Source organism: Rhodobium gokarnense (assembly GCF_025961475.1).
Taxonomy (GTDB): domain Bacteria; phylum Pseudomonadota; class Alphaproteobacteria; order Rhizobiales; family Rhodobiaceae; genus Rhodobium; species Rhodobium gokarnense.
The window spans coordinates 1-16,013 of the sequence record NZ_JAOQNS010000012.1 but is presented as its reverse complement, the minus strand read 5'-3'; the positions used below and the strand labels follow the sequence as shown (position 1 = coordinate 16,013).

15 protein-coding genes and 1 pseudogene are annotated in these 16,013 nt (G+C 65.6%); 14 read left to right on the top strand and 2 right to left on the bottom strand.

Annotated features, from left to right (window positions below; translation table 11 throughout):
• Window positions 1–140 precede the first annotated feature (140 nt).
• Together hemB and M2319_RS18325 are read right to left on the bottom strand one after the other, a co-directional pair.
• Window positions 141–1,103 (bottom strand): porphobilinogen synthase, encoded by a 963-nt coding sequence (gene hemB / locus M2319_RS18330; RefSeq protein ID WP_264603085.1) that lies wholly within the window; start codon window positions 1,101–1,103, stop codon window positions 141–143.
• A gap of 206 nt (window positions 1,104–1,309) precedes the next feature.
• A complete protein-coding gene (locus M2319_RS18325) occupies window positions 1,310–1,810 on the bottom strand; it encodes a protoglobin domain-containing protein (RefSeq protein ID WP_264602915.1) in 501 nt (166 codons plus the stop codon).
• A gap of 716 nt (window positions 1,811–2,526) precedes the next feature.
• Here M2319_RS18325 and M2319_RS18320 point away from each other — a divergent pair.
• The 14 genes and pseudogenes from M2319_RS18320 to nusB all read left to right on the top strand — a co-directional run bounded on the left by M2319_RS18320 (window position 2,527) and on the right by nusB (window position 15,754).
• Complete coding sequence (locus tag M2319_RS18320; RefSeq protein ID WP_264602914.1) at window positions 2,527–4,464, top strand: methyl-accepting chemotaxis protein; 1,938 nt, start codon at window positions 2,527–2,529, stop codon at window positions 4,462–4,464.
• A 145-nt stretch (window positions 4,465–4,609) separates the two neighbouring features.
• Window positions 4,610–5,749 carry an isobutyryl-CoA dehydrogenase gene (locus tag M2319_RS18315; RefSeq protein WP_264602913.1) on the top strand — a complete coding sequence of 380 codons (1,140 nt, stop codon included), beginning with the start codon at window positions 4,610–4,612 and terminating at the stop codon, window positions 5,747–5,749.
• 100 nt (window positions 5,750–5,849) lie between these two features.
• Window positions 5,850–6,902, top strand: coding sequence for an enoyl-CoA hydratase/isomerase family protein (locus tag M2319_RS18310; RefSeq protein ID WP_264602912.1), 1,053 nt, complete (start codon window positions 5,850–5,852; stop codon window positions 6,900–6,902).
• A 15-nt stretch (window positions 6,903–6,917) separates the two neighbouring features.
• The gene (locus M2319_RS18305; RefSeq protein WP_264602911.1) at window positions 6,918–7,337 is read left to right on the top strand and encodes a DUF6163 family protein; all 420 of its coding nucleotides are present in this window, start codon (window positions 6,918–6,920) and stop codon (window positions 7,335–7,337) included.
• Window positions 7,338–7,391: 54 nt separating this feature from the next.
• Window positions 7,392–8,309 (top strand): annotated as a pseudogene (gene mmsB, locus M2319_RS18300) (3-hydroxyisobutyrate dehydrogenase); the annotation flags it as partial.
• A gap of 168 nt (window positions 8,310–8,477) precedes the next feature.
• Window positions 8,478–8,990 carry a transcriptional regulator LdtR gene (gene ldtR / locus M2319_RS18295; protein WP_264602909.1) on the top strand — a complete coding sequence of 171 codons (513 nt, stop codon included), beginning with the start codon at window positions 8,478–8,480 and terminating at the stop codon, window positions 8,988–8,990.
• 397 nt (window positions 8,991–9,387) lie between these two features.
• Window positions 9,388–10,656, top strand: a complete 1,269-nt coding sequence (locus M2319_RS18290) for a L,D-transpeptidase family protein (RefSeq protein WP_264602908.1) — start codon at window positions 9,388–9,390, stop codon at window positions 10,654–10,656.
• A gap of 36 nt (window positions 10,657–10,692) precedes the next feature.
• A complete protein-coding gene (locus M2319_RS18285) occupies window positions 10,693–10,938 on the top strand; it encodes a DUF6898 family protein (RefSeq protein WP_264602907.1) in 246 nt (81 codons plus the stop codon).
• Between the two features lie 195 nt (window positions 10,939–11,133).
• Window positions 11,134–12,399 (top strand): serine hydroxymethyltransferase, encoded by a 1,266-nt coding sequence (glyA, locus tag M2319_RS18280; RefSeq protein WP_264603084.1) that lies wholly within the window; start codon window positions 11,134–11,136, stop codon window positions 12,397–12,399.
• Window positions 12,400–12,403: 4 nt separating this feature from the next.
• Complete coding sequence (nrdR, locus tag M2319_RS18275) at window positions 12,404–12,886, top strand: transcriptional regulator NrdR (RefSeq protein WP_264602906.1); 483 nt, start codon at window positions 12,404–12,406, stop codon at window positions 12,884–12,886.
• A 22-nt stretch (window positions 12,887–12,908) separates the two neighbouring features.
• The gene (gene ribD, locus M2319_RS18270; protein ID WP_264602905.1) at window positions 12,909–14,045 is read left to right on the top strand and encodes a bifunctional diaminohydroxyphosphoribosylaminopyrimidine deaminase/5-amino-6-(5-phosphoribosylamino)uracil reductase RibD; all 1,137 of its coding nucleotides are present in this window, start codon (window positions 12,909–12,911) and stop codon (window positions 14,043–14,045) included.
• A gap of 1 nt (window position 14,046) precedes the next feature.
• Window positions 14,047–14,652 carry a riboflavin synthase gene (locus tag M2319_RS18265; protein WP_264602904.1) on the top strand — a complete coding sequence of 202 codons (606 nt, stop codon included), beginning with the start codon at window positions 14,047–14,049 and terminating at the stop codon, window positions 14,650–14,652.
• A gap of 110 nt (window positions 14,653–14,762) precedes the next feature.
• Window positions 14,763–15,215 (top strand): 6,7-dimethyl-8-ribityllumazine synthase, encoded by a 453-nt coding sequence (ribH, locus tag M2319_RS18260; RefSeq protein ID WP_264602903.1) that lies wholly within the window; start codon window positions 14,763–14,765, stop codon window positions 15,213–15,215.
• 20 nt (window positions 15,216–15,235) lie between these two features.
• Window positions 15,236–15,754, top strand: coding sequence for a transcription antitermination factor NusB (gene nusB, locus M2319_RS18255; RefSeq protein ID WP_264602902.1), 519 nt, complete (start codon window positions 15,236–15,238; stop codon window positions 15,752–15,754).
• Window positions 15,755–16,013: the final 259 nt, after the last annotated feature.

The window sequence follows — 16,013 nt, the reverse complement described above, 5'->3', positions numbered from 1 at the left end:
ACCGAGTGTCAGTCGCACACCTCAGGGAGTCAATCGAAATACGCCCGCAACGCCAGGTATAAAAAAGATGTGAGCGGTCATTTGCTACCGCTCACAGTAAAAACGTCAGGAAATGTCGTGCTTCCGGAGATCGCCGGGGCTCAGGCCTTCAGCTTTTCCGCCACCATGGGGGCGAAATAGGTGAGGATGCCGTCGGCGCCGGCGCGCTTGAAGGCCATCAGGCTTTCCAGCATCGCCCGGTCGTGGTCGATCCAGCCGTTCTGGCCGGCCGCCGCGATCATCGCGAACTCGCCGGAGACCTGATAGGCGAAGGTCGGCATCGCGAAGGCATCCTTCAGCCGGCGGATGATGTCGAGATAGGGCATGCCGGGCTTGACCATGATCATGTCGGCGCCCTCGGCGACGTCGAGTTCGGCCTCGCGGATCGCCTCGTCAGTATTGGCCGGGTCCATCTGGTAGGTGCGCTTGTCACCGATCAGCGTGGCGTTGGTGCCGACCGCGTCCCGGAACGGACCGTAGAAGGCCGAGGCGTATTTCGCCGTATAGGACATGATCTGGACGTTCCGGTAGCCGCCATTGTCGAGGCCCTCGCGGATGGCGCCGATGCGCCCGTCCATCATGTCGGACGGACCGATGATGTCGGTGCCGGCCTCGGCCTGCACCAGGGCCTGGGTGACGAGCTGGTCGACGGTCTCGTCATTGAGGATTTCCTCGCCCGACATCAGCCCGTCATGGCCGTGGCTGGTATAGGGGTCGAGGGCGACGTCGGTCATGATGCCGATATCGCCGGTCTCCTCGCGGATTGCCCGGCAGGCCTGGCAGACGAGGTTGTTGGCGTTGAGGGCTTCGGAGCCGGTGGCATCGCGGAGCGCCGGATCGGTATAGGGAAAGACCGCGACGGCCGGAATGCCGAGTTCCGCTGCCCTGGCGGCGTCGCGGCGGATCTCGTCGATCGACAGCCGCTCCACGCCCGGCATGGAGGCGACGGGCTGGCGCACATTCGACCCGGCGATAACGAACAACGGCCAGATCAGGTCGTCGACGGTTAGCGTGTTCTCGCGGACCATGCGCCGCGCCCAGTCGGACTTGCGGTTGCGGCGCATGCGGCGCCGGCCGACGATCTCGTCGACGCTGGTGCGGTCGGGATTCGAAGAGGGGCGCGATTGAAAGGTCATCGGACTGTCCGTAGCGACTTTTTGAATGGGATATGTCCTGTCTAGCACGCGCTACGGAGCGGTTAAATCAGGATTGGTCGGGATACACCGACGCAGGGGGGGCGGGGCCCGATGCAGTGACGGGCGGCAACGGCCTAGAGTTCGATGATGTTCACTTCCACGTCGAGGGCACGCACCATGTCGTCGGTGATGATGCTGTTCATGGCCACGATCAGCTCATAGGCCTCCCGCGGGCCGGACGAGTGGCGCAGGATTTCCTTCTGGAAGGCGTTGAGCAGGTACATGTAGGACGAGATGTAGAAGCTGTGCTTCATGCCGATGTTGAGGTGCAGCACATGCATGTTGCGCAGCCGGCTCTCGTAGTCCTCATCGACCGGATAGAGCACCAGTTGGCGCCAGTGGTTGATCTGTTTGTGCTTGATCAGGCTGCGGTCGAGCTTCTCGATCATCCATTGGTTGGAAGAGTTCTCGATGCGGTCGTAGAACCGGTCGAGGATCTGCTCGAACTCCAGGGAAATGATCGACCAGAGCTTCTCGCGCAGGTCCGGGCCGATCTCCTCGTTCTGGAACCAGATGCCGGCATCGCCGCGGTCGTCGTCGCCGGCATCCGGCATATCGGGATTTCGAATGTCCATCTATCGCAGGTCCGTGGGATGGTGCGGTCACGTCTTGGGCCCTTGGTAAATTTTATGGATGTTGCGCCTGCGAGTCGATGCGAGCAAACCACTACATGCAGTGAATACAGCCCGGTGGCCGGCCAGAACTGCCCGATGACGGGATGAATTGCCGACAATGGTTGAGTGACCTTGGTAGCGGTAACCGGTAACCACTTGAGAACATTTCCAGAATGAACATTCCCCCGGCGCAGCGCGAAACGGTGCAACCTGCTGAGGTTGCCGGTATCATATTACTGTTGCGACAAGATACCATCGTGTGCGGCCCTGTCCGGGCGCCGGTTTTCGCACAGTCCGGGCGAATCACCCGGGCCTTGCCGTATGCACGTTGTTCCGGCGGCGGGGGATGGTGATTCAAGTAAAAGTGGACGAGATAAAAAGATAGCTACTTTAGGGTGTTGTATTCGGCCCGAGTTGTTGCGGACGGTTGAACAACCATGCGATCGTTCCTCCCCGCACGGAGGCGCGCGGGATGTTTAACTCCGTAAAAAACACCATCGTATAGTTGCAGAGACCGGTCGATTAACTTCGCAGGAAGGGGAATCTTAACCAAAAAAGGGTCTCCTGTGGTTGGCCCGGCAGCATGCACTGCAACCTTCAGCAAAGCGTTCCGCCGCAGGGCCGACCCAGAGCCGGACGGGGGAGTTGATCCGGCCTGTACGTCGGAGATTTCGATAATGAAAACAATTCGCGCCCGCATGATGTTGGCGATCGGCGCCCTTGCCGTGCTCGGGGCAGTGTCCACGATCGCCATCGCGCAATGGGTTTCCAGCGACCTCATTTCCACCGCGCTTCGCCACGAGGTGGACAGCACCAAGCAGCAGCTCCGGGCCCGCATCGAGGCCGACAGCCGCCAGGCCCTGGTGCTGGCCGAGGTCGTCGCCGGCCAGACCCGCATCCAGCAGCTTTTTGCCGCCGGCGACCGGGAGGCGCTGGCGGCCGAGTTCCTCGCCGCTTTCCCTGAGCTGAAGAAGCAGTACGGCATCCGCCAGTTCCAGTTCCATCTGCCGCCGGCGACCTCGTTCCTGCGCGTCCACAAGGCGGAAAAGTTCGGTGACGACCTGTCCGGCTTCCGCAAGACCGTGGTCGAGACCAACGCCAAAAAGGCGCCGATCTCGGGCCTGGAAAAGGGCGTTGCCGGCATCGGCATCCGCGGCGTTGTGCCGGTCTCCTATGAGGGGCGGCATGTCGGATCGGTCGAATTCGGCCTCGGCTTCCACGATCTCTTCGTCAAGGAATTCGTCGAGGAAACCGGCCACCCGGCCGCCATCTTCCGCCTCACCGATAACAGTCCGGAAATCATCGGCAACCAGCTGCCGGAGGGCATGGACGCCGCGGCGCTCCTGGAAGAGACCGCCGACGACGGCATCACGGCGGCGTCGGGCGATTATTTCGTCGAGCAGATGCCGATCCCGGACTTTTCCGGCAATCCGGTCGCGGTTGCCGTCATCGCCGTCGATCAGACCGGCTACCGGGCGACGGCCGCGGCCGCCCGCAATGTGGGCATCGGCGTTGCCGTCCTGTTGCTGCTGATCGCCGGCGGTACGCTCTTTTTCTCCAGCCGGTCGATCTTCGGCCCCTTGCGCACCGTCACGGACCACGTGGTGGAACTGGCCGACGGGCGCACCGGCTTTGAGGTGGAGGGCGAACACCGCCACGACGAGATCGGCGAGATCGCCCGCGCGGTGTCAATCTGCCGGGCCAACCGGGTGGAGCAGGACCGGCTGGAACACGAGCAGGTCAACGAGCACCACGAGCAGGACGTCCGCCAGAAGCGCATCGAGGCGCTGATTGCCGGCTTCCAGTCGACCTCGCAGCAGCTCCTTTCCGGCGTCGAGAACGCCAATGCCAGCCTCAAGGCGACGGCGAGCACGCTGGAGCAGGTGGCGCGATCGAGCGCCGAACAGGCCAATTCGGCGACCGATGCCTCCAAGCACGCCTCCGACAATGTCCAGTCGGTGGCCGTGGCGGCCGAGGAACTGGCCTCCTCGATCGAGGAGATCTCCAACCAGGTCGAGCGCACCACGGGCATCGTCGAAAAGGCGACCAGCGGCGCCAAGGCGACCAACGAAAAGGTGGCAGGGCTCGCCCAGGCGGCCTCCAAGATCGGCGAGATCATCACGCTGATCCAGGCGATCGCCGAACAGACCAACCTTCTCGCGCTCAACGCCACCATCGAAGCGGCGCGGGCGGGCGAGGCCGGCAAGGGCTTTGCCGTGGTCGCCGCCGAGGTCAAGGAACTGGCCAGCCAGACCGCCAAGGCAACCGAGGAGATCAGTGCCCAGATCGGCGCCATCCAGTCGTCGACCGACGAGGCGGTGGAGTCGATCGGCGGCATTACCGCGACCATGGGCGAGGTCAACGAGTACACCAACGCGATTGCCGCGGCCGTCGTCGAGCAGGGCTCGGCGACCAACGAGATCAGCCACAATATCGGCAACGCCGCCAGCCGCACCCAGTCGGCGGTGGCCGGCATCGGCGAACTCGACGAGGCGATCACCGAGACCAACCGCTCGGCGAGTTCCGTCCTCGCCGCGACCGAGGAGGCGGCCCGCAACACCGAAGCGTTCCGCACCGAGATCGAGAAATTCCTCGCCGACGTCGCCGCCGCCTGACCGGCTGCTGCCCGGCAACGACCTTGCGAGCGGCGGTCCCATCGGGGCCGCCGTTTGCCGTTGCGCCTTCCGCGCCCCCAACCGCCGATTGACGCGCCTTGCGGCGTCACCTATCCCAATTGAAAACGATAAAGAGGAAACGCCGATGGATTTTTCCTTCAGCGAGGAGCAGCGCGCCTTCCAGGAGATGGCGGGTCAGTTCGCCCGCGAGGAGATGGAGCCCGAGGCCCGCCGCTGGGACGAGGAGGCGATCTTTCCGGTCGAGCCGTTGAGGAAGGCGGCCGCGCTCGGCTTCGGCGGCATCTATGTGCGCGACGACGTCGGCGGCTCCGGCCTCGGCCGGCTCGATGCCGCGATCATCTTCGAAGAGCTCTCCAAGGGCTGCACCTCGACGGCCGCCTACATCTCCATCCACAACATGGCCGCCTGGATGATCGACAGCTTCGGCAACGACGAGCAGCGCCGGCGCTTCCTGCCGAAGCTCTGCACGATGGAGCATTTTGCCAGCTACTGCCTGACCGAGCCGGGCTCCGGCTCCGACGCGGCCGCCCTGCGCACCCGCGCGGAACGCGACGGCGACGACTATGTGCTGAACGGCGCCAAGGCGTTCATTTCCGGCGGCGGCGTTTCCGACGTCTATGTCGTCATGGTCCGCACCGGCGGCGACGGCCCGAAGGGGATTTCGTGCCTGGTGGTGGAAAAGGGAACGCCCGGGCTCTCCTTCGGCGCCGAGGAGATAAAACTCGGCTGGAAGAGCCAGCCGACCGCCATGGTCCAGTTCGACGATTGCCGGGTGCCGGTGGCGAACCGGATCGGCGCGGAAGGCGAGGGGTTTTCCATCGCCATGGCCGGGCTCGACGGCGGCCGCATCAATATCGGCGCCTGCTCCCTCGGTGCCGGGCAGATCTGCCTGGAACGCGCCATCGACTATATGAAAGAAAGAAAACAGTTCGGCCGCGCCATCGCCGAGTTCCAGGCCCTGCAGTTCCGCGTCGCCGATATGGCGGCCGACCTGGAGGCCGCCCGGCTGATGCTCCACAAGGCGGCGATGATGGTCGATGACAAGGCGCCCGGCGCCACCCGCCAGGCGGCGATGGCCAAGAAGATCGCCACCGACGTCGGCTTCGACGTCGTCAACGGCGCCTTGCAGATGCATGGCGGCTACGGCTATCTGCGCGACTACCCCATCGAGCGGCACCTGCGCGATGTGCGCGTCCACCAGATCCTGGAAGGCACCAACGAGATCATGCGCCTGATCATTGCCCGCGACCTGTTCAAGGAGTAGCCGCCGTCCGGGCCGATGAATTTGCCGCCTTGATGTTGCGGGGCGATGGCCTGATCGTTACGAAAATCGATGTGTTCGGTAAAAGGGTAGTGCGTCGGCGATGTCGAGTGTCGAAATCTTCTTTGAAAAGCGCGGCCATGCCGGCCTGGTGACCCTGGCCCGCCCGCAGGCCCTCAACGCGCTCACCCATGAGATGACCAACGAGCTGCAGGCCCAGCTCGATGCCTGGCGCGACGACGACAGCGTCCGCCACGTCGTCGTCGAGGCGCTCGGCGACAAGGCCTTTTGCGCCGGCGGCGACATCCGCCACATCTACGACATGGGCAAGGCCGGCGATCCGCGCCAGATCGACTTCTTCCGCGACGAATACCGGCTGAACGCCACCATCAAGCATTATCCCAAGCCCTACATCGCGCTCATCAACGGCATCGTCATGGGCGGCGGCGTCGGCATTTCCGTGCACGGCTCGCACCGCGTCGCCACCGAGCGCATCGGCTTTGCCATGCCGGAGGTCGGCATCGGCTTCTTCCCCGATGTCGGCGGCACGTATTTTCTGCCGCGGCTGCCGGGCGAGACCGGCATGTACTGCGCGCTGACCGGCGCCCGGCTGAAAGAGGCCGATGCCCGCTGGGCCGGCATCGCCACCCATACCGTCGCTTCCGACGACCTTAGCGCCATCATCGAGGCGCTCGCCGAGGCCGACGACGTGGATGCGGCGCTCCACCGCTTCGCCCGCGATCCGGGACCGGCACCGCTTGCCGAAACCGCTCCAGTGATCGACCGGCTGTTTGCCGGCGACTCGCTCGGCGGCATTCTCGCCGCCCTCGACCGGGAGGAGGGCGAACACGCCGAATTTGCCGCAAAGACTGCGGCGACGATCCGCGAAAAATCGCCGACCAGCCTCCACATCGCCTTCCAGCAGATGCGCCGCGGCGCCAGGCTTTCCTTTGACGATTGCATGCGCCTGGAATACCGCATCGTCAGCCGGGTCTTGCACGGCCACGATTTCTATGAGGGAATCCGCGCCGCGATCATCGACAAGAATTCCGTGGCGCGCTGGGACCCGCCGGAATTCTCCCACGTCGACAGCATCGACATCGACGCCCATTTCCAGGTGCCGCCCGGCGGCGACCTGGACCTTCCAGACGCTTGAGGCAGGTCACACCCGTTGTCCATCACCCCTGAGGAAACCGATACGACAAGGTCGCGCCCGCCCTGGCGCGACATCCTCGTCTGGTACATGCGCCTGCTCGCCATCCACCTGATCGGCGCCGGCATCATCCACTGGGGCCGCATCGTCGGCTACTCCAAGTGGCGCGGCCTGTGGATCTGGGAAATGCCGGTGGAATGGCAGACGGTGACGGCGTTCTTCGCCGTCATCGACCTCGTCGCCGCCATAGGCCTGTGGCTGACCGTCTCCTGGGGCGTCGTCATCTGGCTGGTGCGCGTGCTGACCCAGGTCGTCATGCACGCGATCTTCTGGGAGACCTTCGGAAAGCGCCCCTGGGAAATCACCTTCCTGTTGACGACCGTCGCCATCTATTTCGTACTGACCTGGCTCGCCGAGCGCGAGCGCCAGCGGGAATGAGGCCCGCCTGAAGAACGTAAAAAAACGGCTGCCAGATCGGCTGAAAACGGAAAAAAAACTTTGAGGGAGGCAACGACAATGGCATCGATCGGGTTTATCGGGCTCGGCAATATGGGCGGGCCGATGGCCGCCAATCTGGTCAAGGCCGGACACGAGGTCTCCGGCATCGACCTTTCCGAGGCGGCGCGTGAGCGCTTTGCCGAGGCCGGCGGCAGCATCGCCGCGAGCGTTCCCGAACTGGTCGCCGGCGCCGACGTCGTCGTCACCATGCTGCCGGCAGGACGGCATGTGGAGGACGTCTATTGCAGCCCGGACGGCGTCCTCGCCCATGCCCGGCCGGAAAGCCTCCTCATCGATTCCTCCACCATCGACGTCGCCACCGCACGGCGCGTCGCCGAGGCTGCCGCAGCGGCCGGCATGATGATGGTCGACGCCCCGGTCTCCGGCGGCGTCGGCGGCGCGGAGGCCGGTACGCTCACCTTCATGGTCGGCGGCCCGGACACGGCGTTCGCGGCGGCCAAGCCCTTCCTCGACATCATGGGCAAGTCGATCGTCCATGCCGGCGGCGCCGGCAACGGCCAGGCCGCCAAGATCTGCAACAACATGATCCTCGGCATTTCCATGATCGGCGTCTCGGAGGCCTTCGTGCTCGCCGAAAAGCTCGGCCTCGACAAGCAGAAGCTGTTCGAGGTGTCGTCCACCGCCTCCGGCCAGTGCTGGTCGCTGACCACCTATTGCCCGGTGCCGGGGCCGGTGCCGACCTCGCCGGCCAACCGCGATTACCAGGCCGGGTTTACCGCGGCGATGATGCTGAAGGACCTGAAGCTCTCCCAGGATGCGGCGATGGCCAATTCGGCCGCGACCCCGCTCGGCGCCGAGGCGGCCGCGCTCTATTCCCTGTTCTGCAATTCCGGCGCCGAAGGCACGGACTTTTCAGGCATTATCAACTTCCTGCGCGGTAAGGAGGGCTGATTGATGACAAAGCGATCGGCTTTGCACACCAAGAATTAACGCTGCCGCCAAGAGCTCTGATTTTAATAAAATTTTCAGCCTGCCGTTTAAGCCGATGTTCAATGGCTACGGTTACTGTCGACCGCGAGTGGGAAAAAAGCCACCGCAATGACAGTGAGGCGTAACACTATGATCAGTGCCAAAAGGGCAGTCGATGTGCTCGACGAAACCGTCGAGGAAACAGACATCAAGCCCCTTTACATGGAAGCGTTGACGCTCGTCGAACGGCTGCACCGCCGTCTCCTCGACGTCATCAAGGACGAATTCGACCGCATGGGCTGGTCGGACATCAACAGCGTCCAGGCGTTGCTTCTGTTCAACATCGGCGACGCGGAACTGACGGCTGGCGAGCTGCGCACGCGCGGCTACTACCTCGGCTCCAACGTGTCCTACAATCTGAAGAAGCTGGTCGACATGGGCTATGTCCACCACCAGCGCTCGCGCGTCGACCGCCGTTCGGTTCGCATCAGCCTGACCGACAAGGGCCACAAGGTCGCTCACGTGATCAACGATCTCTATGAGCGCCACATGGCCTCGATCGAGCCGGTGGGCGGCATCAACGCCGAAGACTTCCGCCAGCTCAACAAGTCGCTGCAGCGGCTCGAGCGCTTCTGGACCGACCAGATCCTCTACAGGCTCTGATCGTCGGCACCTCCAGACGAAAAAAAACGCTCCGGCTTTCTAGGGCCGGGGCGTTTTTCGTCGTTGCCGCGATGCGTTGAAAAACGAGGGCATCTTTCCCCGTGACATGAAGACGCCATATTGCTTTGACTTTAGAGGGGTGGCGTGTGCGGTGGAACCGTTTCGCCGCCCGAGTGTTCGTTTCAGTGAACGCGTGTTCGTTTCAGTGAAAAGGTCGGTTGCCCGGGCCGGGATTGGCGCCTCGGGACGCGGCTCACCGAAATGTGTGAGCGCACGACCTCACCGGTCGGCTTCTGTTAACCATATCCATGGTATCAGAGCCGGGCATGCGACGGCGGGAATCCGCCAGTAAAGAAGAACGATACGAGAAACCGGAAAACCGAAGGACCGCGGATTGATGATCTCCAGGCGTGACTTTTCGTTGAAGGCAGTGGGTGCCGGCCTTGGCGCCGCCCTTGCCGCCAGCCCGTTCGGCGCGGCATTCGCGGGCGACGAGAGCCCCCTCAATGTGCTGATGGAGTACAAGCGCCAGAGCGAGTGGTCCGACCGGTTCGACGCCACCATCCGCGACCAGACGGCGGTCAAGTCCGACCAGCCGACCCTGTCGCCGGAGACGGCCGCCTATATCGAGCAGGCGATCCAGAAATACGCCCAGATTTCCGCGCGCGGCGGCTGGCCCCGGGTGCCCGGCGGCAGCAAGCTGCGCATCGGCGCCCGCGACCGCCGCGTCGTCACCCTGCGCAAGCGCCTGATGGTGACCGGCGACCTGGAGCAGAGCGCCGGCCTCTCGGACACCTATGACTCCTACGTTGCCTTTGCCGTGCGCCGGTTCCAGCTTCGCCACGGCTTCCAGCCCGACGGTGTCGTCGGCAATTACACGCTGGCCGCCCTCAACGTGCCCGTTGCCGTGCGCCTGCACCAGCTTGAGACCAATCTCATCCGCGTGCGTTCCATGTCCGGCTTCCTCGGCGACCGCTACGTGATGGTCAACATCCCGGCCGCCGAGATCGAGGCGGTGGAGAACGGCCGCGTCCATTCGCGCCACACCGCCGTCGTCGGCAAGATCGACCGCCAGACGCCGCTGCTGGCCTCCAAGATCCACGAGCTCAACTTCAATCCCTACTGGCACGTGCCGGAGAGCATCATCCGCAAGGACCTGATTCCGAAGATGAACCAGGATCCGACCTATCTCGCGGACAACAAGATCCGGATCTACGACCAGTCCGGCAACGAGCTGACCGCCGAGCAGATCAACTGGCACACCGACGAGGCGGTCAACTACCGCTTCCGCCAGGATCCGGGCGCCATCAACTCCATGGGCTCGGTGAAGATCAATTTCTACAACAAGCACTCGGTCTATCTGCACGACACGCCGGCCAAGACCCTGTTCGGCACCGACCGGCGTTTCCACTCGTCGGGCTGCGTGCGTGTCCAGAACGTGCGCGAGTTGATCGGCTGGCTCCTGGAGACGACGCCTGACTGGGACCGCGCCCGCGTCGACGAGGTGATCCGTTCCGGCGAGCGCATCGACGTGCGCATCAAGCATCCGGTGCCGATCTACACCACCTACATCACCGCCTGGGCCACCGCCGACGGCATCGTTAACTTCCGCGACGACGTCTACAATCGTGATGGCGCCGGGAATCTCGCCCAGAACCAGAACTGACGGGCGCAGCCGCGCCTTGAAGCGGCGGGCGGCGGCATGACCGGCCGCCGCCGCAGCAGCGGCCGCACGGTCTATTTCGAGTTCATTCCCGTCGGCCGGCAGGTCCGGGTCGCCGCCATCGACGAGGAGACCGGGACCGAGGTCGTCATCTTCGGCCCGGCGTCGACCTCCCAGGCCGAACTGGAGCGCATCGCCATGGCGAAGCTCCGCCGGCGCCTTGAGGCCACGCACTCGGACGACGCGGACCCGGCGCCCGGCGTTCCCCCCAAGACATATATCTAGAGTCTGATCCCCGCCCGCTGCCATATCCCTTGGTGCCGCTCCGCATCTTGTGCTATGCGCGGGGCGAGGCTTCGCGCGCGCCGTTCGCAGATCGCAAGCGCGAGGGCAGCCGATTCTTTTGAAGGCTCAACAGGCGAGATCAGGACCAAGATGCTGAAAACAGAGACCCCGGCCGCCGCGCCGGCCAATGAGGACATGTTTGCCACGCCCCTGGCCGAGGCCGACCCGGCGATTGCCGCCGCGATCGCCGACGAATTGGGCCGCCAGCAACACGAGATCGAGCTCATCGCCTCGGAAAACATCGTCTCGCGCGCCGTGCTGGAGGCGCAGGGCTCGGTGATGACCAACAAATACGCCGAGGGCTATCCGGGCCGGCGCTATTATGGCGGCTGCGAGCACGTCGACGTGGCGGAAAACCTCGCCATCGAGCGCCTGACCAAGCTGTTCTCCTGCGAGTTCGCCAACGTCCAGCCGAATTCCGGAAGCCAGGCAAACCAGGCCGCCTTCATGGCGCTCGCCAAGCCGGGCGACACCATCCTCGGCATGAGCCTCGATGCCGGCGGCCACCTGACCCACGGCGCCCGCCCGAATCAGTCCGGCAAGTGGTTCAACGCGGTCCAGTACGGGGTGCGCCGCCAGGACCACCGCATCGACTTCGACGAGGTCGAGGCGCTCGCCCGCGAGCACAAGCCGCAGATCATCATCGCCGGCGGCTCGGCCTATCCGCGCCACATCGACTTCGCCCGCTTCCGCGCGATCGCCGATGAGGTCGGCGCCTATTTCATGGTCGACATGGCGCACTTTGCCGGCCTCGTTGCCGGCGGCGCCCATCCGAGCCCGATCCCGCATGCCCATATCGTGACGACCACCACCCACAAGACCCTGCGCGGGCCGCGCGGCGGTGCCGTCCTGACCAACGATGCGGACATCGCCAAGAAGGTGAATTCCGCGGTGTTCCCGGGCCTCCAGGGCGGTCCGCTGATGCATGTCATCGCGGCAAAGGCGGTGGCCTTTGGCGAGGCGCTTTCCGACGACTTCAAGGCCTATGCCCGCGCCGTCGTCGACAACGCGGCGATGCTTGCCGAGACGCTGTCGGCCAACGGCCTCGACATCGTCTCCGGCGGCACCGACACCCATGTGGTGCTGGTCGACCTGCGCCCCATGGGTCTCTCCGGCAAGGCTGCGGAAGCCGCCATGGGCCGGGCCTACATCACCTGCAACAAGAACGGCGTGCCGTTCGATCCGGAAAAGCCGACGATCACCTCCGGCGTGCGCCTCGGCTCGCCGGCCGCCACCACCCGCGGCTTCGGCACCGAGGAATTCAAACAGGTCGGCGAGATGATCATCGAGGTCCTGAAGGGCCTGAAGGAGAACGGCGAGGACGGTAACGGCGCCGTCGAGGCGGCCGTTCGCGAGCGGGTCAAGGCATTGACCGGCCGCTTCCCGATCTACCAGGGTTGACGCGATGCGGTGCCCGTTCTGCGCCGGCGACGACACCCAGGTGAAGGATTCCCGGCCGACGGAGGACAACACCGCGATCCGCCGCCGCCGGGTCTGCGCGACCTGCGGCGGCCGTTTCACCACCTTCGAGCGCGTGCAGTTGCGCGAGCTGACGGTGGTCAAGAGCTCCGGCCGCAAGGTCCCGTTCGAGCGCGAGAAGCTGTTGCGCTCGGTCCAGGTGGCGCTCCGCAAGCGTCCCGTCGATGCGGACCATATCGAACGCATGGTCTCCGGCATCGTGCGTCAGCTCGAAAGCTCCGGCGAGAGCGAGGTCAACGCCAAGGACATCGGCCTCCTCGTCATGGATGCGCTGAAGAGCATCGACGACGTCGGCTATGTGCGCTTTGCCTCGGTCTACCGGGATTTCCGCGAGGCCAGGGACTTCGAGGCCTTCCTCGGAGAGCTCTCCGGTGAGGGACATGACGACGCTGACAAGGCCGACGACTGACGCGGCAGCGCCTGGCGCCTCGATGCCACCTGCCGTAACCCGGCCCGACGCGGAGCGCGACCGCCGCTTCATGGCGGCGGCCCTCGGCCTTGCCCGCCGCGGCCTCGGCCGCACCTGGCCGAACCCGTCGGTGGCCGCGATCATCGTGGCGGAAACCGAGGACGGCCCGGTCGTCGTCGGCAGAGGCGTCACGGCTGCCGGCGGCCGTCCCCATGCCGAGATCGTCGCCCTTGCCGAGGCGGGCACCGCGGCCCGCGGCGCCACCTGCTACGTGACGCTTGAGCCCTGTTCCCACCACGGCAAGTCGCCGCCCTGTTCCGATGCCCTGAAGGCCGCCGGCATCGCCCGCCTCGTCAGCGCTATGGAGGACCCGAACCCGGAGGTCGCCGGGGGCGGGCACCGCGCGCTGGAAGCTGCCGGTGTTTCGGTTGCCGTCGGTATCGGCGGGGCCGAGGCCCGCGAAATCGTCCGCGGCCATATCCTGAAGGTGACCGAAGGCCGGCCCCTGGTGACGCTGAAGCTCGCCGTCTCCGCCGACGGCATGATCGGCCGCAAGGGGGAGGGGCAGGTCGCCATCACCGGGCCGGAAGCCCGCGCCCGCGTCCACCTGATGCGGGCCGAGCACGACGCCATCGCCGTCGGCATCGGCACCGTCCTTGCCGACGACCCGGAGCTCACCTGCCGGCTGCCGGGCATGGCCGACGGCTCGCCGGTGCGCATCGTCTTCGACACCAACGCCCGCCTGCCGCTCGGCGCAAGGATGGTGGAGGGCATCGCCGCTGCGCCCGTCTGGGCGATCGTCGGCAAGGCGGCGCCGCAGGAGCGGGTGAGGGCGCTGCAGGCCGCCGGCGTCGTCGTGATCGCGGCTCCCTCCGCTGAGGACGGTCGCATCGACCTTCGCATCGCGCTCACGCTCCTTGCCGCGCGCGGCCTCACCAGCGTCATGGTCGAGGGCGGGGCGGACCTCGCCTCGGCCCTTCTGTCCGCAGGTCTCGTCGACCGCGCCGCGATTTTTTCCAGCCCCGGCGAAATCGGCCCCGGCGGCATCGCCGCGCCCGACATGGTGCGCGCCGGCCTCGCCCTTTCCCGCTTCACCGAAACCGAAACCCGGGGCTTCGGCCCTGATCTTCTGCGCCTTTTTGCGCGCGAAGGAGACTGACATGTTCACAGGTATCGTTTCCGACGTCGGCACCGTCATTGCTATCGACAAGCGCGCCACCGGCGTGCGCATCCGAATGGCCAGCACCTACGATCCGGACAGCATCGCGATCGGCGCCTCCATCGCCCATGCCGGCATCTGCCTGACCGTGGTCGAAGCCGGCCGGCTCGACGACGGGGTCTCCTATTTCGACGTCGAGGCCTCCGACGAGACGCTTTCCTGCACCACCCTCGGCGGCTGGCAGATCGGCACCAGGGTCAATCTGGAACGGGCGCTGGCCCTCGGCGAGGAACTGGGCGGCCACCTGGTGACCGGCCACGTCGACGGCGTTGCGGAAATCATCGCCCGCGACAACGATGCCGACATGGCCAGGCTCACCTTCCGCGTGCCGGACAGACTGAAGAAATTCGTCGCCGAAAAGGGCTCCGTCGCCCTCGACGGCACCTCGCTGACCGTCAACGGCGTCGACGACGCAACCTTCGACGTCATGCTGATCCCGCACACCCTGGAAATCACCACCTGGGGCTGGAAGAAGGCCGGCGACAGGGTCAATTTCGAGGTCGACCTGATGGCGCGCTACGCCGCCCGGCTCGCCGAAGCCGGGTAGGCGCGGGCGGGTACCGGGCGGGTCCGGCATGCGCATTTAGTGGTGGACAAAGCCGGCGCGCCGTGGTTCCACTCCGCGCCGGACAACGGACAAGCCAGGACCCCCAAAGCATGCGCAAGGACAGCCCGCACATTCTCATCATCGATGCGCGGTTCTACGAGGATATCTCGGACGAACTGGTGAAGGGCGCGACGGAGGCTTTGGACGCCGCCGGGTCCACCTATGAGCGCATTTCGGTTCCCGGCGTTCTGGAAATCCCGCCGGCGCTTGCCATCGCCATGGAGGCGATGGACGAGGGCACGATCGATTTCGACGGCGTCGTCGTCCTTGGCTGCGTCATCCGCGGCGAGACCTCGCACTACGACATCGCGGCCGGCGAGTCCGCCCGCGGCGTCATGCAGATCGCCATCGACGAGGGCCTTGCCGTCGGCAACGGCATCCTGACCGTGGAGACCCGCGAGCAGGCCTGGGTCCGCGCCGGCACCATCGACCGCAACAAGGGCGCCGTTGCCGTCAATGCGGCGCTCGCGCTCTGCAAACTGCGCAAAGATCTCGAGCTTTGACCGGAGCAAACGCCGCCAAGATGGCAGACCCCGGAAAACCCGACCGTCCCGCCTCCCGTCCCCGCGCCGGCAAGGCCAACCGGCGCGGCGTCGCCCGCCTTGCTGCCGTCCAGGCGCTCTACCAGATGGAGATCGCCGGCACCTCGCTCAACCAGGTGATCGCCGAGTTCGAGACCTACCGCCTCGGCGGCCAGGAGGTCGACGGCAACCAGTTTCAGGCGGCCGATGCCGGCTGGTTCCGCGACCTCGTTTCCGGCGTCGTCGCAGAGCAGCGCGCCATCGATCCGGAGATCGACCGCGCGCTCGCCGTTGCCGAATGGCCGCTGAAGCGGGTCGACGCGACGCTGCGGGCGATCCTGCGCGCCGGCGTCTACGAGCTGAAGGCGCGCCGCGACGTGCCGGTGCGCGCCGTGCTGTCGGAATATATCGACGTCGCCAAGGCATTCTACGACGGCGACGAGCCGCGCATCGTCAACGGTGTGCTCGACCGCATCGCCCACCTCCTGCGCGGCGACGAGTTCGGCGAGCCATCGCCGTGAGCGACGACGACGACAGTTCGAGCGCGAAGCGTTCGCAATCCCGAACGGGCGTCGGCCGATCAGGCCGCCCCGCCGGAGGCGATGAGCGAAGCGAATTCGCCGCGAGTGATGATGGCGACGGTTCGAACGCAAAGCGTTCGCAAGCCCGAACGGGCGCCGGCCGGTCAGGCCGCCCCGCCGGAGGCGATGAGCGAAGCGAATTCGCCGCGAGTGATGATGGCGACGGTTCGAACGCAAAGCGTTCGCAAGCCCGAACGGG